This window comes from Actinoplanes campanulatus, from assembly GCF_014647795.1.
In the GTDB taxonomy this organism is placed as follows: Bacteria; Actinomycetota; Actinomycetes; order Mycobacteriales; family Micromonosporaceae; genus Actinoplanes; species Actinoplanes campanulatus.
Map to the genome: position 1 here is coordinate 1 of NZ_BMPW01000034.1, position 17,613 is coordinate 17,613.

At 70.7% G+C, this 17,613-nt stretch carries 19 protein-coding genes and 1 riboswitch; of the genes, 5 read left to right on the top strand and 14 right to left on the bottom strand.

Going from position 1 to position 17,613, the window contains the following annotated elements; all coding sequences use genetic code 11:
* Positions 1-70 precede the first annotated feature (70 nt).
* The 8 genes from IEZ13_RS41770 to mqnE form a co-directional block, all read right to left on the bottom strand.
* Positions 71-841, bottom strand: coding sequence for an ABC transporter ATP-binding protein (locus IEZ13_RS41770; protein WP_183225935.1), 771 nt, complete (start codon positions 839-841; stop codon positions 71-73).
* 73 nt (positions 842-914) lie between these two features.
* Positions 915-1,997 carry a FecCD family ABC transporter permease gene (locus IEZ13_RS41775; RefSeq protein ID WP_183225936.1) on the bottom strand — a complete coding sequence of 361 codons (1,083 nt, stop codon included), beginning with the start codon at positions 1,995-1,997 and terminating at the stop codon, positions 915-917.
* A gap of 39 nt (positions 1,998-2,036) precedes the next feature.
* Positions 2,037-2,957 (bottom strand): ABC transporter substrate-binding protein, encoded by a 921-nt coding sequence (locus IEZ13_RS41780; RefSeq protein WP_183225937.1) that lies wholly within the window; start codon positions 2,955-2,957, stop codon positions 2,037-2,039.
* 112 nt (positions 2,958-3,069) lie between these two features.
* Positions 3,070-3,128: riboswitch (cobalamin riboswitch) on the bottom strand.
* Positions 3,129-3,187: 59 nt separating this feature from the next.
* On the bottom strand, positions 3,188-3,799 hold the full coding sequence (lepB, locus tag IEZ13_RS41785; protein ID WP_183225938.1) for a signal peptidase I: 612 nt from the start codon (positions 3,797-3,799) through the stop codon (positions 3,188-3,190).
* Positions 3,796-4,122 (bottom strand): PadR family transcriptional regulator, encoded by a 327-nt coding sequence (locus tag IEZ13_RS41790; RefSeq protein WP_183225939.1) that lies wholly within the window; start codon positions 4,120-4,122, stop codon positions 3,796-3,798. Before IEZ13_RS41790 ends, lepB begins: the two co-directional genes overlap by 4 nt.
* 64 nt (positions 4,123-4,186) lie before the next feature.
* Positions 4,187-4,498, bottom strand: a complete 312-nt coding sequence (locus IEZ13_RS41795) for a DUF4229 domain-containing protein (RefSeq protein WP_183225940.1) — start codon at positions 4,496-4,498, stop codon at positions 4,187-4,189.
* A 12-nt stretch (positions 4,499-4,510) separates the two neighbouring features.
* Complete coding sequence (locus IEZ13_RS41800) at positions 4,511-4,921, bottom strand: hypothetical protein (RefSeq protein WP_183225941.1); 411 nt, start codon at positions 4,919-4,921, stop codon at positions 4,511-4,513.
* Between the two features lie 22 nt (positions 4,922-4,943).
* Complete coding sequence (gene mqnE, locus IEZ13_RS41805) at positions 4,944-6,113, bottom strand: aminofutalosine synthase MqnE (RefSeq protein WP_183225942.1); 1,170 nt, start codon at positions 6,111-6,113, stop codon at positions 4,944-4,946.
* Positions 6,114-6,347: 234 nt separating this feature from the next.
* Here mqnE and IEZ13_RS41810 point away from each other — a divergent pair, with 234 nt between their 5' ends.
* From IEZ13_RS41810 to IEZ13_RS41825, 4 genes are all read left to right on the top strand, one after another.
* Positions 6,348-7,904 carry a C40 family peptidase gene (locus IEZ13_RS41810; RefSeq protein ID WP_229795702.1) on the top strand — a complete coding sequence of 519 codons (1,557 nt, stop codon included), beginning with the start codon at positions 6,348-6,350 and terminating at the stop codon, positions 7,902-7,904.
* Between the two features lie 184 nt (positions 7,905-8,088).
* On the top strand, positions 8,089-9,510 hold the full coding sequence (locus IEZ13_RS41815) for a hypothetical protein (RefSeq protein WP_183225944.1): 1,422 nt from the start codon (positions 8,089-8,091) through the stop codon (positions 9,508-9,510).
* A gap of 308 nt (positions 9,511-9,818) precedes the next feature.
* Positions 9,819-11,585 (top strand): DEAD/DEAH box helicase, encoded by a 1,767-nt coding sequence (locus IEZ13_RS41820; protein WP_229795703.1) that lies wholly within the window; start codon positions 9,819-9,821, stop codon positions 11,583-11,585.
* A 371-nt stretch (positions 11,586-11,956) separates the two neighbouring features.
* On the top strand, positions 11,957-12,580 hold the full coding sequence (locus IEZ13_RS41825; RefSeq protein ID WP_183225946.1) for a putative glycolipid-binding domain-containing protein: 624 nt from the start codon (positions 11,957-11,959) through the stop codon (positions 12,578-12,580).
* Here IEZ13_RS41825 and IEZ13_RS41830 read toward each other — a convergent pair.
* The 3 genes from IEZ13_RS41830 to IEZ13_RS41840 are packed head-to-tail and all read right to left on the bottom strand — an operon-like array spanning position 12,564 to position 15,401.
* The gene (locus tag IEZ13_RS41830; protein ID WP_183225947.1) at positions 12,564-13,820 is read right to left on the bottom strand and encodes a gluzincin family metallopeptidase; all 1,257 of its coding nucleotides are present in this window, start codon (positions 13,818-13,820) and stop codon (positions 12,564-12,566) included. The two genes, IEZ13_RS41825 and IEZ13_RS41830, sit on opposite strands and share 17 nt — an antisense overlap.
* 34 nt (positions 13,821-13,854) lie before the next feature.
* Positions 13,855-14,952: an L-cysteine desulfhydrase Cds1 gene (gene cds1 / locus IEZ13_RS41835; RefSeq protein ID WP_183225948.1), complete on the bottom strand. Its 1,098-nt coding sequence runs from the start codon at positions 14,950-14,952 to the stop codon at positions 13,855-13,857.
* Positions 14,952-15,401, bottom strand: a complete 450-nt coding sequence (locus IEZ13_RS41840) for an Lrp/AsnC family transcriptional regulator (RefSeq protein ID WP_183225949.1) — start codon at positions 15,399-15,401, stop codon at positions 14,952-14,954. The genes cds1 and IEZ13_RS41840 overlap by 1 nt, the downstream gene beginning before the upstream one ends.
* Before the next feature lie 215 nt (positions 15,402-15,616).
* On the opposite strand from IEZ13_RS41840, the gene IEZ13_RS41845 reads away from it, so the two are divergent.
* Entirely contained in the window at positions 15,617-15,892 is a 276-nt protein-coding gene (locus IEZ13_RS41845) for a BldC family transcriptional regulator (protein ID WP_183225950.1), read from the top strand.
* On the opposite strand, the gene IEZ13_RS41850 is transcribed toward IEZ13_RS41845, so the two are convergent.
* The 3 genes from IEZ13_RS41850 to IEZ13_RS48050 all read right to left on the bottom strand — a co-directional run bounded on the left by IEZ13_RS41850 (position 15,889) and on the right by IEZ13_RS48050 (position 17,612).
* The gene (locus IEZ13_RS41850; protein WP_183225951.1) at positions 15,889-16,512 is read right to left on the bottom strand and encodes a UbiX family flavin prenyltransferase; all 624 of its coding nucleotides are present in this window, start codon (positions 16,510-16,512) and stop codon (positions 15,889-15,891) included. The two genes, IEZ13_RS41845 and IEZ13_RS41850, sit on opposite strands and share 4 nt — an antisense overlap.
* Positions 16,513-16,524: 12 nt before the next feature.
* Positions 16,525-17,178 carry a hypothetical protein gene (locus IEZ13_RS41855; RefSeq protein WP_183225952.1) on the bottom strand — a complete coding sequence of 218 codons (654 nt, stop codon included), beginning with the start codon at positions 17,176-17,178 and terminating at the stop codon, positions 16,525-16,527.
* A gap of 110 nt (positions 17,179-17,288) precedes the next feature.
* A complete protein-coding gene (locus IEZ13_RS48050) occupies positions 17,289-17,612 on the bottom strand; it encodes a sigma factor (RefSeq protein WP_372441918.1) in 324 nt (107 codons plus the stop codon).
* Position 17,613: the final 1 nt, after the last annotated feature.

The window sequence follows — 17,613 nt, forward strand, 5'->3', positions numbered from 1 at the left end:
AGTTCGGGAACTTGAGGAAACGCCGGAGTGCGCGACGGGGGCCCCTCGGTTGCCGTCGGGTTGTGCAAGATCAGCCGCGGACGGCCACCACGAGCGGTCCCCGGTCCCCTTCGATGATCCGGACCTTGACCCGGTAGTGCTCGGCCAGGTGCGGTTCGGTCAGCACCTCGGCGGGCGTGCCGGACGCGGCCACCCGGCCGGCGGCCAGCAGGAACATCCGGTCGGCGTACTCGCCGGCGGTGGTCAGGTCGTGCATGGTGGCGAGGACGGTCAGGCCCCGCTCGGCGCGCAGCCGGTCCACCAGCTCCAGCACCTCCTGCTGGTGGCCGATGTCCAGGGCACTGGTCGGCTCGTCCAGCAGCAGGATCCCGGCGCCCTGGGCGAGCGCCCGGGCCAGGAAGACCCGCTGCCGCTCCCCGCCGGAAAGGGTCTCGAGACGCCGCCCGGCGAAGGACTCCAGGTCCAGCGCGACCAGGACCTCCTCCACCGCGGCCAGGTCCATCGCCGACTCCCGGCCCAGCGGCGGGATGAACGGGGTACGCCCGAGCAGCACGTAGTCGAACACCCGCATGGCCGGCGGCACCACCGGCGACTGGAGCACCGTGGCCACCGCCTTGGCCCGTTCGCGCCGGGACAGGCGGTCGGCCGGGACGCCGTGCCACCGGACCGTCCCGCCGAACGCCAGCAGCCCGCCGATGGCCCGCAGCGCGGTGGACTTGCCGGCCCCGTTCGGCCCGATGACGGTGACCCACTCGCCCTCGGCCACGTCCAGGTCCACACCGTCGACGATGAGGGTCCCGTCCAGCCGTACCGTAAGTCCTTCGACCTCGATCGCGCTCATGGCGCCACCTCCGCTTCGCTCCGGCGGCGCCATGAGTTCAAAACTGAGCCCGATGATTCACTCGCAAGCTCGCTCATGACGGCACCGCCCGGTTCGTCCGCAGCACCAGCACGAAGAAGGGCGCGCCGAGAAACGCCGTGACCACTCCGATCGGGATCTCCGCGTCTCCGCCCGCGGTCCGGGCGACCAGGTCGGCGAGGACCAGGAAGGCTGCCCCGAACAGCAGCGACAGCGGCAGCAGCGCCCGGTAACTCGGGCCGGCCATGAGTCGCAGCGTGTGCGGCACGATGATCCCGACGAAGCCGATCAGCCCGGAGGCGCTGACCGCGGCGGCGGTGCCCAGCGAGGCCGCGATGATCAGCAGGTAGCGGGACCGCTGCGGGTGTAGGCCCAGGCTGGTCGCCTCGGCGTCGCCGACGGTCAGCACGTCCAGCTCGCGGCGCTGGGTCAGCACGATCACGGCGGTCACCAGCACGTAGGGCAGGATCACCCGCACCTCGTGCCAGCCCGCGGTGGACAGCCGGCCGAGCGTCCAGGAGAACACCTCACGGACCGACTCGACGTTTCGTTGCAGCAGGTAGGTCTGCGCCGCGGACAGGAACGCCGACACCGCGACCCCGGCCAGGATCAGGGTGGCGGGCGACCGGTCCCGGCCCCCGGCCGCGCCGAGCAGCCAGGTGAGGGCCACCGCGCCGACCGCGCCCACGAACGCCGCCATCGGCGCCCCGATCGGCAGTTCGGTGACCTCGCCGGTGGCCCGCAGGACGATCACCGCGGTCACCCCGAGACCGGCGCCGGCCGCCACCCCGAGCAGGTGCGGATCGGCCAGCGGGTTGCGGAAGGCGCCCTGGTAGGCGGCGCCGGCCAGGGCCAGCATCGAGCCGACCAGCGCGCCCAGCACCACGCGGGGCAGCCGGAGCTGGGTGAGGATCGCGACCTCACGGTCGGTCAGGCCGCTGTCCAGGCGTACCCCCGGAAGGAGATTGAGCATCTCCACCGCGACGCCGCCGGGCGGCAGCCGGACCGACCCGAAGGCCAGCGCCAGGACCATCGCGCACAGCAGCGTGAGCACCCCGGCCGCCAGCCACGCCGGGCGCAGCCCGGCAGGCCGGCGCAAGCTCATGGCGCCGGCTCCGCTGCGCTCCGGCGTCGCCATGAGTTCAAGACTGAGCCGATGATTCGCTCGCAAGCTCGCTCATTGGGGAACCTTGCTCACCGCGTCCCCGACGGCCTTGACCAGATCGACGGTACGGGGACCCCAGCGCGAGGCGATGTCGTCGTCGAGGGCGTAGATCTGCCCCTTGCCGACCGCGGCGATCGACGACCAGCCGGGCCGCGCCTTCACCGTCTCCGGGGACTGCTGGCAGCACTTGGAGTCGGCCAGGAAGATCGTGTCCGGGTTCGCCTGGACCAGCGACTCCTGGGCGAGCTGCGGGTAGCCGCCGAGCTTGCCGTCCGGGTCGGCGGCGTCGGCCACGTTGGCCATCCCGAAGAGGTTGAAGACCGAGCCGATGAAGGTCTTCGAGGTGGCCGAGTACAGGTCCGGGCCCAGTTCGTAGTAGTAGCTGAGCGGCTTGCTCCGGGCCGGCACCGACTTGACGATCTTGTCGATGTCCGCGGCCATCCGCTCGTTCAGCGCCTTCGCCTCGGCCGGGTGACCGGTGAGCGCGCCGAGCTCGGTGATCTCCCGGTAGGTGTCGTCGAGGGTGGCGGCGGCCGGTGACACGAACGCCGGGATCGACAGTTTGCCGAGCTGGGCCACGATGCCGTCGGAGTCGTTGGACAGCACCACGAGGTCCGGGTCCTTGGCCGCGATCGCCTCGGCGTTCGGCTTGAAACCGGACAGGTCGGTCTTCGGCGCGTCGGCCGGGTAGGTGGACTGGTCGTCGACCGCGGTGACCTGCGACCCGGCGCCGATCGCGTAGAGCATCTCGGTGGCCGTCGGGCTCAGCGACACGATCTTCGCGGGCGGGGCGGCCAGGGTCACGGCACCGACCGTGACGGGGTACGCCCCGGCGGCGGAGCTGGACGCGGTGGCGGGCGTGGGTTCGTCGCCCGCACATCCGGTGAGGAACAGTGCGGTGGCCGCTATGGCAGCTGTGAGCAGGCGTTTCATCGGTCCTCCTGTCGGCCGGTCAGGTGGTGCTTCGCCGACAGGGGCCACGCTGGCCGCCGCCCGCGAGGCGCCCCTCCCCGGGAGCGCTGAATCGCGACCGACGCCCAGGCGACCTGGCTAGACCTCCGAAGAGGGATCACAGTTGCGGGACAGCGCCGGTTTCACACCGGCTTCGCTGCGGCGCGGTCCCTGAAACGCTAACCCACGGCCGTCCCGCAGCCTCAACGGCATCACATGACGAGCCTTCCGGTCACATCGTCCGCGCTGATCAGGCCCCAGTGGCGGGAGTCCTGGGCCACCGGGCGGCTGTCACCGAGCACGTAGACGGCGCCGTCCGGGACGGTGACCGGAGCGCACTCGGTGCCGACCACCTGGGACTCGAACGACAGGTACGGCTCGTCGAGCGCCGTGCCGCCCCGCAGCACCCGCCCGTCCCGGCACTCGATGCGGTCACCGGGCAGGCCGATGACCCGGAGCAGGGTCTCGTGCCCGGGCGCATCCGGGATCGGGAGAGCGACGATGTCGCCGTGGTCGATGCCGGTCACCCGGTAGCCGATCCGGTCGACCAGGTGGCGGCTCGTGACGGCGAGGGTCGGAGTCATGGCGTTGCTCGGCACGAACCAGACCGAGAAGGAGAACGACGTGGTCACGGCGAGCAGCACGGCGGCCAGCGCGCCCCCGTAGGCGACCGGCCGCTCCCGCACCGCCACCCACAGGCCGCCGGCCGTCCAGCGCAGCGCCGCCCAGGTCCCGGTCGTCTGATCGAACTCGGCCAGCACCGCTTCACCCCACGGCTTGCCCGTGACCGCGAGCTTCAAGAGCCGGTACAGCATCCGCCTCATGCCGGCCTCACGATCGCCAGGCTGGTGCCCCGGCGGGCCGCGACCTTGGCCGCCGCGTCGGCCAGCCGGACCCGGGCCAGCGCCACCCCGTCGCCGGTCAGCCGGTAGGTGTGCCGGGGCGGGCGGCCCGGCTGGTCGGAGGGCTCCCAGCCGGCCTCCAGCAGCGCCTGCTCGGTGAGGCGCATCAGGATCGGGTAGAGCGTCCCGGACGCCAGGCCGGTCTCCCGGCTCAGGTCGTAGCCGTAACGCCAGGTGGACGGGTCCTTCATCAGCGCCCCGAAGAGCCGCAGGGTCTGCGGCGAGGCATGCGGTGTCCTCGGCATGACAGAAACTCTACATAACTCGACTTACCCGAAGTCAAGGGGCCGGCATCGATCAGATGCCGGCTCAGGAGTTCTTGCCGTGCTCCACGACGTCGGCGGCAGCCACCCGGTCCCCCGCGGCGGCCGCGTCCTCGTCACCGGCGAGCGCCGAGCGCAGCCGGTCCTTCTCCGCGGTGCGGCGGGCCGCCATCTCGCCGAGCTGCTCGGCCATCTCGTCACGCCACCGGCGCAGCAGGATGAACGAGAGAGCCGCCGAGGCGACGAACGCCACCATGGCGCAGACCAGGACGTTCAACGGCGTCAGGAGGAACAGCACGGCGAAGGCGGCCACGAACAGTCCGAGGCGGCCGAGCGTGTACTTGACGGCGGGCTTCATGCGATATCCCCCTCAGCCGGACCGGTGACTGAGCCACCGGAGGCCGTAGAACCAGACCAGGCAGTACACGACCGTACCGGTCAGGGCGCCGGAGCCGCCGCTGACCAAGGGCGGAGCGACCTCGGACACCACACCGGCCACGGTCATCCCGGCCGCGACACCGAAGCCGGCGGCCAGGCCACTCACCATGATCCGGTGTGCGCCGAAGCCCTCGGCCCGGAACTCCTCGACGAAAAGCCAGACGGGAAGGATCAGCGCGAGCCAGCCGTTCGACTCACCGAACTCACCGAGGCCGGTCAGCGCCATCACCGCCTCGAATATCAACAGTACGGCGGCGCCGGCGGCCAGCCCGGCGAAGGCGGAACCCAGCAGGTCACCGATCGTCGCCAGGCGGCCGGTCGCGTCCTTCTTCAGCTGGGTCATCAACGTCACCGTCCGTAGGGGGTCAGGCCCAGATCTTCTGGGGCTCACTGCGGCGCTCGGCCAGCTTCGGCGCCTTCTCGTACTCGCGTACCACCTGATAACGAGTGTCCCGCTCGACCGGCTGGAATCCGGCGTCCCAGATCAGATCGAGCAGGTCCTCGCGGTGCATGGTGTGCGGCGTGCCGTACGAGTCGGCGTCGTGGGTGATCTTGTACTCCACCACCGAGCCGTCCAAATCGTCGGCGCCGAAGTTGAGCGACAACTGGGCCACCGAGAGACCGTGCATGACCCAGAAGCACTTCACGTGCGGCACGTTGTCGAACATCAGCCGGGACACCGCGAACGTCTTGAGCGACTCGGCCGGCGCCGCCATCGTGGTGCGCTCCTGGATCCGGTTACGGACCTTGCCGTCCGCCGAGTCGTGGAAGTCGTGCTGGTAGCGCAGCGGGATGAAGACCGCGAACCCACCGGTCTCGTCCTGGAGCTCGCGCAGCCGCATCACGTGGTCGACCCGGTGCCGCGGTTCCTCGATGTGCCCGTACAGCATGGTGGCGGGCGTCTTCATGCCCCTCTCGTGGGCCAGCCGGTGGATCCGGGACCAGTCCTCCCAGTGGCACGCGTGGTCGACGATGTGCTGCCGGACCTCCCAGTCGAAGATCTCGGCGCCGCCACCGGTCAGCGACTCCAGGCCGGCGTCCATCAGCTCGTCCAGGATCTCGCCGGCCGACAGCCCACTGATCTTCTCGAACCACTGCACCTCGGTCGCGGTGAAGCACTTGAGCTTCACGTTCGGCAGCGCGGCCTTCAGCTCACGCAGTACCTTCGGGTAGTACCGCCAGGGAAGGGTGGGGTGCAGGCCGTTGACGATGTGCAGCTCGGTGAGCTGCTCGTCCTCCATCTCCTTGGCCTTACGGACGGCCTCGTCGATGCGCATCGTGTACGCGTCCTTCTCGCCCGGCTTGCGTTGGAAGGAGCAGTACGCGCAGCTGGCCGAGCAGACGTTGGTGAGGTTGAGGTGCCGGTTGACGTTGAACATCACCCGGTCACCGTTCAGCTCGGTGCGCCTGTGGTGCGCCAGGCGGCCGAGCCAGGCGAGATCGTCGCATTCATAGAGCGCGACACCGTCCTCGCGGCTCAGCCGCTCACCGGCGTAGACCTTCGCTTCCAGCTCACGCTTCAACCCCGCATCCATGCGGTCGAGGGTACGTCCCGTCACTCGAGTGGCCCGCGGCACCGTTGAGTCGAATAATTCTCAGCATGCTTTCACCTTCATTGGATCGACATGGGTGCGCGGCTTGCGGTATGAACCAGTAGGAACGACAAGCGGCGGTCGTCCACCGACGCGGACGGGGAGCTGATGTCCAAGGCATTGCGGCACGGATCGCCGAATCGCATGCGCTTCGTGCGGTCCCGCTTTCGACCTGTCGTGTGCTCAGCCGCGGTCGCGGCCGCGATCGCAGCGCTCTTCCAGCCGATCCCGGCGATGGCCGATCCGGTCTCGGTGACCGGCTCCACCTCGGTGCCGGACGCCGGGGCACGCCCCCCGCAGCTCGCCTCGCTCGTCCTCCCCGGCACGCAGACCGCCAGCCCCACCCCGACCACCCCTTCGCTCATCACGCCCGGAGTCGTCGCCAGCCCGGTCATTCAGAAGGTGGAGAAGGGCCGCGCCGAGATCGCCGCCCTCGGCGACCAGCTCATCCGGCTCGGCCAGGATCGCGACCTCGCCCAGACCCACCTCACCGCCGCGGCACAGCGGGTCACCGAGACCCAGCAGGCCGCCGCCCAGGCGAAGACGATTGCCGCCGAGGCCGCCGCCGCCACCATGCAGGAGGCCGCCGCCCTGCCGCCCGGCGCCCTCGACTCCGGTCTGCTCGACCTCGACGCGCTGTCCCGCATGCAGCTTGGTGACGCCACGTCGTACGAGGCGGCCGCCTCACGCCTGGCCGCCGCCGAGGCCGCGGTGAAGACCGCCACCGAGGAGCACCTGCTCGCCAACAACCGGCACAGCAGCCTCACCGCGCAGTGGACCGCTCTGAACACGCAGCTCGGCCGCAAACAGGCGGCCCAGAAGAAGTATGAAGACGAGCACCGCGCCGAGATCAGCGCCGCCGAGAGCACGGCGAACGCGGCTGACCAGCAGCTCGGCGCCGAGTACCTGGCCGGTTCCCAGGAGGGCCGCGACGCCGACCCCCGCGCGGTGAAGGCGCTCGAGTTCGCGCTGGCCCAGCGCGGCGATCCGTATGTGTGGTCCGAGGAGGGCCCGGACCGGTACGACTGCTCCGGCCTGATGTACGCGGCCTACCGCTCCACCGGCTACCCGCTCGTCCGGGTCTCCCGCGATCAGTACTACCAGACCCGCGACCGGGTGGTCTCCCGCTACTCGCTGCTCCCCGGCGACCTGCTCTTCTTCAGCTCCTCCAGCAGCTGGACGGGCATTCACCACGTCGCCATGTATGCGGGCGAGGGCATGATGGTCGAGGCCCCGCGGACCGGCCTGAACGTCCGTCTCACCCCGGTCCGGTGGAGCCGCCTGTTCGCGGCGACCCGGGTGTACGGGTCGATCGAGGGTGACACCGAGACGCCGGACCTCGGCGCTCCCGACCCGGACGAGCCGGCCACCTCGTCGCCGAGCCCGAGTTCGACCACCAGCAAGCCGCCGACCAGCCCGTCGAGCAGCCCGTCGAGCAGCAAGACGCCGAAACCGAGCTCGTCCAGTTCGACGTCCCCCTCGACGTCGCCGTCGACGTCGCCGTCGACGTCCACCTCGCCGTCGCCGTCGGCCAGCCCGTCGGCGAGTCCCACCCCCAAGCCGTCCGACAGCACGATCCCGGTGACCACGCCGACCCCGGGCGGAAGCGCTTCGTCGTCCTCGGCCGCCGCGACGACGTCGTCGGCCGGCTCCGCGTCCGTGACGTCAGCGTCGAAGACCGCCGCCACGTCCGATTCGAAATCCGCCTCCCCGTCCGCTTCGTCCAGCGGCTGAGCCAGTCGCGCCGGCGAAAATCCAGTAGTACGCCCGGAAAACGGCCCATCCGTCGATCGGACAACCGTCCCGGAGTGGGTGCCGCTGATGCCGGGTGTGTTCACACCGGCTGATGTGGCACGGTTAAGGTCAGCGCCCGACGTCCGAAACCGTCGGCAGCGGTGGTCGGTTCGGGAGGATTTCCATGGACGAGCAGCAGGCGACCAAGGACGGCGAAATCGGGACGCCGCCCGCTGCGCCGCCGCCCGCTAACGACGCCGAGGGGTTTGCTCCACCACCCCCGCCGGCGCCGGGTGCCCTGTGGGCCGCCTCGGACAGTGCGGCTCCCGTCTCCGACACCCCGGCCGCTCCGGCCGTCAAGGCGTCCGCGTCGGTCCCGGTCTCCGCAGCCCCGGCAGCGCCCGCCGCCGATGCGGCCAAGCCCGCCCCGGCCGCGCCCGCAGCCGCCCCCGCGGTCGGCTCCGCCAAGCCGGTCTCGGCCGCCCCCGCGGTCGTCTCGGCCAAACCCGTCTCGGCCGCTCCCAGCAGCGGGACCGCACGCGCCGCCGTGCCCGGATCCGTCAAGCCGGCCGCCGACGAGGTGCCCGCTTCCGCTCGCGCCACGGCACAACCGAAGGTCTACGGCTCGATCGCCTCGCTCGAAGAGCCCGCCGAGCCCGAGCCCGCCGACCCGGCGGATCCCAAGCCCTCCGACCCGGCGAAGCCCGAGCCGGACGGACCGGACGAACCGGAGAAAAAGCCGGAACCGGAGAAGCCCGAACCGGAGAAGCCTGCCGACCCGGACGAACCCGAGCCGTCGCAGCCGAGGCCGGTGCCCCGCCCCGGGCCGCCGAAACCGGCCGAACCGGCACCGATCGAGCCGGAGAAGCCACCGACACCGTTCCCGGTGCCGACCCCGGCGCCCGCACCCGGCCCGGTCCCGCCGGTCCCGCCGCCACCGAGCCCCGTCCCGCCCGGCCCGGTCCCACCCACCCCCGTGCCGCCGAGCCCGACCCCGCCCGGTCCAGGCCCGAGCCCGGTGCCGCCGGGTCCCGGCCCGAGCCCGGTGCCGCCGGGTCCCGGCCCGGGTCCGATCCCGGGCCCGGTGCCGCCGCCCCCGGTGATCGGGAACGGTCTGCCCAGCTACACCCTGCCGCCCAGTGACGCTCCGGCAGGCCTGCCACCGACCTCGTACGGCACCCCGCGCGGAACGCCGTACCGGGGTTTCCCGTCGTCGCCGGAGAACATCGAGATGACCCAGCCGGTCCACACCGGAACGCCGTACCCGACCACCTACGGCAACCCGCCGACCACCCCGGTCAGCCCGACCTCGGGCGACGAGCCGCAACCGCGTGGGCAGGCCGGCACGGTCTACAGCACCGGCGGCTACCCGGCCATCGACATGACCATGCCGGTCTCCGACCCGGTGGAGAACTCCGGTTCGCTGACCGGGCACATCCTGGCCCAGGGCTGGTACGACGCCCCGGTCGACCAGCGCCGCAGCAACCTCAAGGTGGTCATCGCCATGCTCGCCGTCCTCGGCCTGCTGGTGACCGTGAGCCTGGTGTTCATCTTCACCGCCGGTGACGCCTTCACCGACTTCGTCGGCAATCTGACGGGCAAGTAGCCAACATCACGTCACCGCGTGAGCAACTGACGCGAGTCCGACAGAAGCGCGAGGCCCCGGCGTTTTGCCGCTCGGGGCCCGGCCGCCTAAGCTGGCGAGGTTTGCGCTTCGGGGTGAGCCGGCCCACTACCCGGCCGGAATGCGGTCGGATGTTTCGACGTTCACCCGTACACTGACTGTTAGTTGTTGACGCGGCGTGCCCACCCGGTGCACGCCACGGGCGTTCTTGCGGGCATTTCAGCGGGCGGTTTCCGATCAGGGGCCGCGGCGGGCCATTCGCGAGCATGCGCCCCCGTAGAGAGGTTCTCTTGACCACTTTCGCTGATCCCAGCACGTTCCCGTCCGTCCTCGAGAGCACGACCCCCGACAGCGAGCCCGTCGAGCAGCCGGTCACCGAAAGTGACGTGCGTAGCTTCGCCGACCTGGGGCTCCCGTCCGAAATCGTTCGAGTCCTCAACCGTGAGGGCATCACCACCCCGTTCGAGATTCAGGCCGCGACCGTTCCGGACGCGCTGGCCGGCCGTGACGTGCTCGGCCGTGGCCAGACCGGTTCCGGCAAGACGCTGGCGTTCGGCCTGCCGGTCCTCGCTCGCACGGCGAAGGGCGGCCGCGCCCGCCCGCACTACCCGAAGGCCCTGATCCTGGTGCCGACCCGTGAGCTGGCCATGCAGGTCGCCGACTCGCTCATGCCGGTGGGCCGGGCGGTGGGTGTCTTCCTGAAGACCGCGGTCGGCGGCGTGCCGTACGACCGTCAGATGGACGCCCTGCGCCGCGGCGTCGAGGTGATCGTCGCCACCCCGGGCCGTCTCGCCGACCTGATCGAGCGGGGCGCCTGCAAGCTCGACGACGTCGAGATCACCGTGCTGGACGAGGCCGACCAGATGGCCGACATGGGCTTCCTGCCCGAGGTCACCGAGCTGCTGGCGAAGACCCCCGAGTCGGCGCAGCGCCTGCTCTTCTCGGCCACTCTGGACGGTGACGTCGACACCCTGGTGCAGCGGTTCATGCACGACCCGGTGACGCACTCGACCGCCCCGGCCGAGGCCAGCGTCTCCACCATGGAGCACCACCTGCTGCTGATCCCGCCGGCCGAGAAGTTCCCGATCACCTCGTGGATCGCGAACCGGGACGGCAAGACCATCGTCTTCGCCCGCACCCAGATGGGCGTGGACCGGCTGGTCGAGCAGCTGGCCGCGGTCGGTGTCCGGGCCGGCGCCCTGCACGGTGGCAAGACCCAGCGCGTCCGCACCCGGACGCTCGCCGAGTTCAAGGAAGGCCGGACGAACGTCCTGGTCGCGACGGACGTGGCGGCCCGTGGCATCCACGTCGACGGCATCTCGCTGGTCATGCACGTGGACCCGCCGAAGGACCCGAAGGACTACCTGCACCGGGCCGGCCGCACCGCGCGGGCCGGCGAGTCGGGCGCGGTCGTCACGCTGGTTCTGCCGAAGCAGCGGCGCAGCACCCAGGCGATGTTGTCGAAGGCCGGTGTCTCGCCGGGCGAGTTCCGGGTCCGCCTGGGCGACGAGAAGCTGGCCGAGGTCACCGGCGCCCGTGAGCCGAGCGGCGTCCCGGTGATCGAGGAGCCGGAGCCCCGTCGCGAGCGTTCCGGCGGTTCCCGTGGCCGCTTCGGCGACCGTCCCCGTGGCGACCGCCCGCAGCGTTCCTACGGCGACCGCCCGCAGCGTTCGTTCGGCGACCGCAACGAGCGCAACTTCGGCGACCGCCCGCAGCGTTCGTTCGGCGACCGGCCCCAGGGCGACCGCTCCCAGGGTGACCGCTCTTACGGTGACCGTCCGCAGCGCTCCTACGGCGACCGCCCCCAGGGTGACCGCTCCTACGGTGACCGTCCGCAGCGCTCCTACGGCGACCGCCCCCAGGGTGACCGCTCCTACGGTGACCGTCCCCAGGGCGACCGCTCGTTCGGCGACCGCCCGCAGCGCTCCTTCGGCGACCGGCCGGCCGGCGACCGCTTCGGCGACCGCCCGTCGGGTCAGCGCCGCGACGGCCAGCGCACCGACCGCCGCGAGGGCCCGAACCGTTTCGGCTCCTCCCGCCCGGCTCGCAGCCACTGATCAACTGAAGCACCACGAAGCCCCGGCCGCCTACGCGCCGGGGCTTCGCCCTTTCTGACGTCTGCCGCGGCCTCCGCTTCCCTCCCCCGCTTCTCCCCTTCTTGTACGGGCTGCGCCGCCCCCGCCGAATCCTGGCCGTCCCGTGGCACCCCGCGACCATCTGCCGGGTCAGGCCCGCGACGCGCCCGCCGGGCTTAGATCGGTTCTCCAGCCAGCCCGACCACCGATCTAAGCCCGGCGGGCGCGGCACAGGCTCGAGTGGCACGTGATCGCGTGAACCGGCGGGACGGGAAGGATTCGGCGGGGGCGGCGCAGCCCGTACAAGAAAAGGAAAGCGCGCCGCGGCAGGGAGAAAAAGGTAGGTTACCGGCATGCCGTTGCCTATCGCCCTGTTCTGGGAGCGCAAGGACGTGCCCGGCGCCGAGCACGCCATGCTGGATGTGGATCGGTATGTGCAGGGGACGATCCTGGCCGCCGCGCCGGTGCCCTATTCCTGCCGTTATGAGGTGCAGACCGGGCCGGACGGGGCGACGAGCCGGCTGGACGCGCGCGCGGAGGGCGCCGGCTGGGCGCGGACCGTGCGCCTGGAGCTGGCGGCGGGACGCTGGCGGGTGACCGCCTCCGAGCAGGGTGACCTCGACGCGGCGCTGGTGGCGAACGGGCACGCCCGCGCCGGGCAGCCCGGCTGTGAGGACCCGGATCTGCTCTACGGCGCCTTCGACGCCGATCTGGGCGGCTCCCCGCTGTTCAACACGCTGCCGATCCGCCGGCTCGGTCTGCTGCGGGCGGATGCGGGCGTGTCGCACCGGCTCAGCGTGGCCTGGGTGCTGGTGCCCAGCCTGGAGGTGGTGCAGGCGGACCAGATCTACACGTCGCTGGGCGACCGGCGGATCCGGTTCGCCAGTGAGACGTTCAGCGCCGACCTGACCTGTGACGACGACGGCTTCGTCGAGGACTACCCGGGGCTGGCGCGGCGGATCAGGTTCGCTGCTTGATCCAGCTGACGCAGGCCTTGTCGACGTTCTTGAAGGGCGTGCCGAAGGCGGCCCGGGAGGCCGGGTCGAGCTCCTCGCCGAGCTGAACCACCCGGTCGACGAAGTCGAGCAGCTTCTTGTCGCCGTACTTGGCGGCCATGCAGCCGGCCGCGAAGTGCCCGGTGGCGTAGAGCGTGGCGACGGTGAGGTCGTCCGACTTGGCGGTGAGAGGCTTCACGACGACCGTCTTCAGGTCGCCGCGCTGGCCGAAGGAGTAGCTCAGCAGGTCCTTGTTGTAGGTGGCCCCGGGCTTGGCGGGCAGGAAGCCGATGTACTCGGCGATGCCCTCGATCAGCCAGAGGTCCTTCTCCTCGTCGTAGTTGGTGGACGAGGCGCGGGTCACCACGTGGGCCAGCTCGTGCTGGATGATCGTGGTGAGCTCCTTGTTCGAGGACGGCATCTCGCTGATCCGGACCACCACGTCGCCGCCGACCCGGCCGAGCGGCAGCTGGTACGCCACCGACCAGGCCGGGTATTTCCCGCCGTACCAGCTGTTCCACGACTTGTTGTCGGCCAGGTAGACCCGGTAGCGGGCCTGCGGGTTACCGGTGTATCCGGCGTACCGGTCGGCGACGGCGGCGGCCTTCTCGGCGACCTGGAGCACCCGGTTCAGGTGTTTACGCTGGGCCGGCGGCGCGGCCACGATGACCCGCCGGCCGGTCGCGAAGGCGAGCTGGGTGTACTCCCACGGCGCCGGCTGGAGGTAGTTCTCCTTGCCGGAGCCGGCCATCCCGGTGATCACGTAGGAGCCGCCGCGGGGCTTCCAGGTGAGTTTGTAGCCGACGTTCGGGTTGCCACCGCCGTCGCGGCAGAGCTGGGTGCTGAAGCAGTAGTCGAGCTGGAAGCCGACGTTCATCCAGCCGGCCGTCGGCGGCAGTTGCTCGATGGTCAGTTTGGTGTAGGAGATCTCGAGCGCTCGCAGGTTGCGGAAGATGGCCCGGTAGCGCTGCTGCAACTTGGTGTCGACCGGGGCGAGCCAGCCCTTCTCGTCGCCCTTCACCAACGCGTCGACCTGAGCTTCGAGCAGCGCCTCGACCTGCTCGAGCGGGGTGGGCGGGGCCTTCGGCTCGATCGTCACGCGGCGGGCCGCGACGGCCGTGTCGCCGTCGCCGGTCGGCCACAGCACGATGCCGGCCGACGCCACCGCCACCAGGGCCACGAGCAGCACGGCCCCGAGACGTGAGTTTCTTCCATCCCCCATGGACGAGGATCTAATCACGCCTCTTCAGCGCACGTCACCCGGGCCATCCACCATCGTCAAGGAATCGGCGGATCACCCCGGAGTACGACGAAAGGTCCAGTTCCTGGGCGCCCACCCAGGCGTCGGAGTAATAGGTGTCGGCGTAGCGTTCGCCACCGTCGCAGATGAGCGTCACCACCGATCCGGTACGCCCGGACGCCAGCATCTCGGCGATGAGCCGGAACGCGCCCCACAGGTTGGTGCCGGTCGAGCCGCCGACCCGCCGGCCCAGCACAGCCGAGCCGGCACGCATCGCGGCCAGGGAAGCGGCGTCCGGGACGTGGATCATCCGGTCCACCACCGAGGGCAGGAAGGACGCCTCCACCCGGGGGCGGCCGATCCCCTCGATGCGGGAGCCGCGGCCGGTCACGACACTCCAGTCACCGGCGAGATAAGCCTGCCAGAACGCCGACCCCTCGGGGTCGACAACGCAGACCTTGGTGTCGAGGCGGCGGTAGCGGGCGTACCGGCCGATGGTGGCACTGGTGCCGCCGGTGCCGGCGCCGACCACGATCCAGGCCGGGACCGGGTGCCGTTCACGCTCCAGCTGGGCGTAGATCGACTCGGCGATGTTGTTGTTGCCGCGCCAGTCGGTGGCCCGCTCGGCGTACGTGAACTGGTCCATGAAGTGCCCGTCCAGCTCGGCCGCGAGCCGCCGCGCCTCGGCGACCACCTGGGTCGGATCACTCACCAGGTGGCATCGGCCGCCCTGGAACTCGATCAGTGAGATCTTCTCCGGCGAGGTGGCGGCCGGCATCACGGCGATGAACGGCAGGCCGAGCATTCGCGCGAAATAGGCCTCGCTCACCGCGGTCGATCCGGACGACGCTTCCACGATGGTCGTGCTCGGCCCGATCCAGCCATTGCAGAGCGCATACAGGAAAAGCGATCGTGCCAGGCGATGCTTCAGTGAACCGGTGGGGTGCGACGACTCGTCCTTGAGGTAAAGGTCGATGCCCCAGGCCGCGGGAAGTGGGAAGGGCAGCAGGTGGGTGTCGGCGGACCGGTTGGCGTCGGCCTCGACCTGACCGATGGCCTCACGTGCCCAGTCGCGGTTGACCCGCTCGCAGCGCCCAAAGTCGGTGATCTCCATTACCCGAGGCCCGGCTGAGGACGGTTCTCCCACTTGGTGGAGAGAGCAATCGCGGTCCGGGTCGATGCGACGCCCGGGGTCCGGTTGATCCGCACGATCAGCTGCTCCAGTTCGGCGATCGTGCCGACCCGCACGATGAGCTGGTAGGACTCCACGCCGGCCATGAAATAGCAGCTCTCCACCTCGGGCATGGCGCGGACCGCGGCGAGGACGTCGTCGGTGTCGGCGCCCGAGTCCTCGATGATGCCGATCAGCGCGGTCACACCGAGCCCGATCGCCTCGTGGTCGATGTCGGCCCGGTAACCGCGGATGGTCCCGGCGGTCTCGAGCTTACCGACTCGCTCGTGCACGGCGGGGGCGGAGAGGCCGACCTTGCGGGCGAGCTCGGCGTACGACGAGCGGGCGTTCTCTCGTAGCAGGTCGATCAGCCGGAGGTCGATGGAGTCCATGGGAGAAACCCTAATCGGGTGGCGCTCCGGCCTTCACGCCCGGTAGCGGCGAATGGACGGCAGGATAATGACCACTGTCGCAATCGGGGCTTTTTCCGCATTTCACGGACTTGGTTCAGGGGCGGTGCTCTAATGACTTTACGTCCCGATCGAGCACGCCGACACTCACCGTGACCACCGGCCGCTCCAGATAACCGAAAACCGAGGAGGGGGTTGTGGACACTGGAGATCGTCTGCTGACACCGGGCGAGGTGGCCGCGTTGTTCCGCGTCGACCCCAAAACGGTCACGCGCTGGGCCGCCGCCGGACGGATCGGCAGTATCCGTACTCCGGGTGGACACCGCCGATTCCGTGAATCCGAAGTGCGTGCGCTCCTTGAAGGCGATGGTGTGATCGAGGAGATGCGCGAGGACGACGCCGCTAACAAGCCCCGCAACAACGGCCCGAGCCATCCCGGGCCGGGCTACGGGCCGCCCAACGGCCTGCGCTAGGCGCGTCCCTCACCCAGATCGCCGGCCCATCTGCGGAAGAGCGTGTGGGGTACGCCCAGCGCGTCGAGCACTTTTCCGGCCACGAAATCGATCAGTTGCTGTGCTGTCGCGCCGGCCCCGGAGCCGTAGAAGCCGGGGCTGGCCGGCAGCACCACCGCCCCGGCGTCGTGCAGGGCGATCAGATGCTCCAGATGACTGCGGGTGACCGGAGTCTCCCGGGGCACGATCACCGTACGGCGCCGTTCTTTCAGATTCACCTCGGCCGCGCGCTGGAGCAGGTCCTTGGAGAGCCCGATGGCGATGCCCGCGCAGGCCGCGGTGCTCGCCGGCACCACGACCATCCCACGGGCCGGGTAGGAGCCGCTGCTCGGGCCGGCGGCCAGGTCCCCGGCCGGCCAGTAGGCCAGATCGCCGAGGTCCCGGCCCAGCCAGGCGGCCACGTCGTCCTTCCAGTGCGCGTCCCGGACCGTCGCGCCGGTCTCGTCCAGCAGAGTCAGCCGGGCGGCCCGGGAGACCACCAGGTCGACGGATTCGCCGGCGTCCAGCAGGGCGGTGAGCACCTCCTTGGCGTACGGGGTGCCGGAGGCGCCGGAGACGCCGACGATCCAGGGTTCGCGCATGTCACCAGTGTGCTACTCGCCCTTGTACAGGTACTCCGCCGGGACCGCTTCGGTGACCGGGACCCAGGTCGAGTAGTCGCCCGGGGTGGACACCTCCATCGAGTCGAGGATCTTCCGCGCCTCAGCCTTCGAGATCGAGCCGGTGATGATCACCTCGTGACCGTCGTCGACCACCCGATATCCGGTGCAGCCACAGTTGGCCGCGCCGGCTGGGTCCCGCCCCTGCAGCACGATCTGGATGTTTCCCCTGGTCCCGTCGATGCCCTCGTAGCGGCGGCTCACTGGGGAACGCATCGACGCGGTCGGCAGGAAGGTGGCCGTGGCGAACTCGTTGGGTGAGTCCGGGCTGACCGCCCGCAACCAGAACCCGTCGGGCACATGGCCGACCTTGAAGGGGAGTTTGACCGGCTGCTCCGGGGCGAGGGCGAAGCCCTCGGCCACCTCTCTGACCTGTGCGCGTGTCGCGCCCGGGTGTTCCGGCGTGAGCACCGCGAACGCGTTGTCAGCGTACTCCCAGACCAGGGTCTCGCCGGGGAACCCGGCCGCGGAGACCGTGAACGCCGGCCGGCCCTTGATCGGGTCCATGTCGGCGGCCCGCTTCAGGCCCAGCCGGGTCAGCGGGTCGATGCCGGGCTCGTAGGCCACCAGCGACATCGTCGGTGACATGCCTTTTTTCGGAACGACCCCGGCGCCGGTGTAGCCGGGGCCGAAGTTTCCCGGGTCACCTACCCGGAACGAGGCCGTCCGATAGCCGCGGAACCGGGCGACGGACGGGATCAGGTACTCCGGGGCCGGCGCCGGGCCGACCGACGCGGCCGGCTGCGGCAGGTTCGGCGCCGGACCCCGGGTGACGATCTGCGGGACTGTTCGCGCCGCCACCACGGGCGGCGGGTCTCGTCGATGGCCGCCCGCACCACGGCGGTCCGCGCGTAAGCGTCCGGGTTCTCCACCCGGTTCCATTTCGCGTACAGCTTGGCCAGGGCGGACAGGACCGCGTCCTCGGCCACCTGCCAGTCACCGCAGGTGAGGTACGCGAGCCCCCGTAACGACTCCATCCGCGCGCCGACGAACTCGCGGAAGTCGGCCTCTCTATCGCTCACG

Excerpts from the sequence above, each read along its gene's own strand:
- IEZ13_RS41770 (WP_183225935.1), bottom strand. The coding sequence starts at position 841 with ATGAGCGCGATCGAGGTCGAAGGACTTACGGTACGGCTGGACGGGACC.
- IEZ13_RS41775 (WP_183225936.1), bottom strand. The coding sequence starts at position 1,997 with ATGGCGACGCCGGAGCGCAGCGGAGCCGGCGCCATGAGCTTGCGCCGG.
- IEZ13_RS41780 (WP_183225937.1), bottom strand. The coding sequence starts at position 2,957 with ATGAAACGCCTGCTCACAGCTGCCATAGCGGCCACCGCACTGTTCCTC.
- lepB (WP_183225938.1), bottom strand. The coding sequence starts at position 3,799 with ATGAGGCGGATGCTGTACCGGCTCTTGAAGCTCGCGGTCACGGGCAAG.
- IEZ13_RS41790 (WP_183225939.1), bottom strand. The coding sequence starts at position 4,122 with ATGCCGAGGACACCGCATGCCTCGCCGCAGACCCTGCGGCTCTTCGGG.
- IEZ13_RS41795 (WP_183225940.1), bottom strand. The coding sequence starts at position 4,498 with ATGAAGCCCGCCGTCAAGTACACGCTCGGCCGCCTCGGACTGTTCGTG.
- IEZ13_RS41800 (WP_183225941.1), bottom strand. The coding sequence starts at position 4,921 with ATGACCCAGCTGAAGAAGGACGCGACCGGCCGCCTGGCGACGATCGGT.
- mqnE (WP_183225942.1), bottom strand. The coding sequence starts at position 6,113 with ATGGATGCGGGGTTGAAGCGTGAGCTGGAAGCGAAGGTCTACGCCGGT.
- IEZ13_RS41815 (WP_183225944.1), top strand. The coding sequence starts at position 8,089 with ATGGACGAGCAGCAGGCGACCAAGGACGGCGAAATCGGGACGCCGCCC.
- IEZ13_RS41825 (WP_183225946.1), top strand. The coding sequence starts at position 11,957 with ATGCCGTTGCCTATCGCCCTGTTCTGGGAGCGCAAGGACGTGCCCGGC.
- IEZ13_RS41830 (WP_183225947.1), bottom strand. The coding sequence starts at position 13,820 with ATGGGGGATGGAAGAAACTCACGTCTCGGGGCCGTGCTGCTCGTGGCC.
- cds1 (WP_183225948.1), bottom strand. The coding sequence starts at position 14,952 with ATGGAGATCACCGACTTTGGGCGCTGCGAGCGGGTCAACCGCGACTGG.
- IEZ13_RS41840 (WP_183225949.1), bottom strand. The coding sequence starts at position 15,401 with ATGGACTCCATCGACCTCCGGCTGATCGACCTGCTACGAGAGAACGCC.
- IEZ13_RS41850 (WP_183225951.1), bottom strand. The coding sequence starts at position 16,512 with ATGCGCGAACCCTGGATCGTCGGCGTCTCCGGCGCCTCCGGCACCCCG.
- IEZ13_RS41855 (WP_183225952.1), bottom strand. The coding sequence starts at position 17,178 with ATGTCACCGACGATGTCGCTGGTGGCCTACGAGCCCGGCATCGACCCG.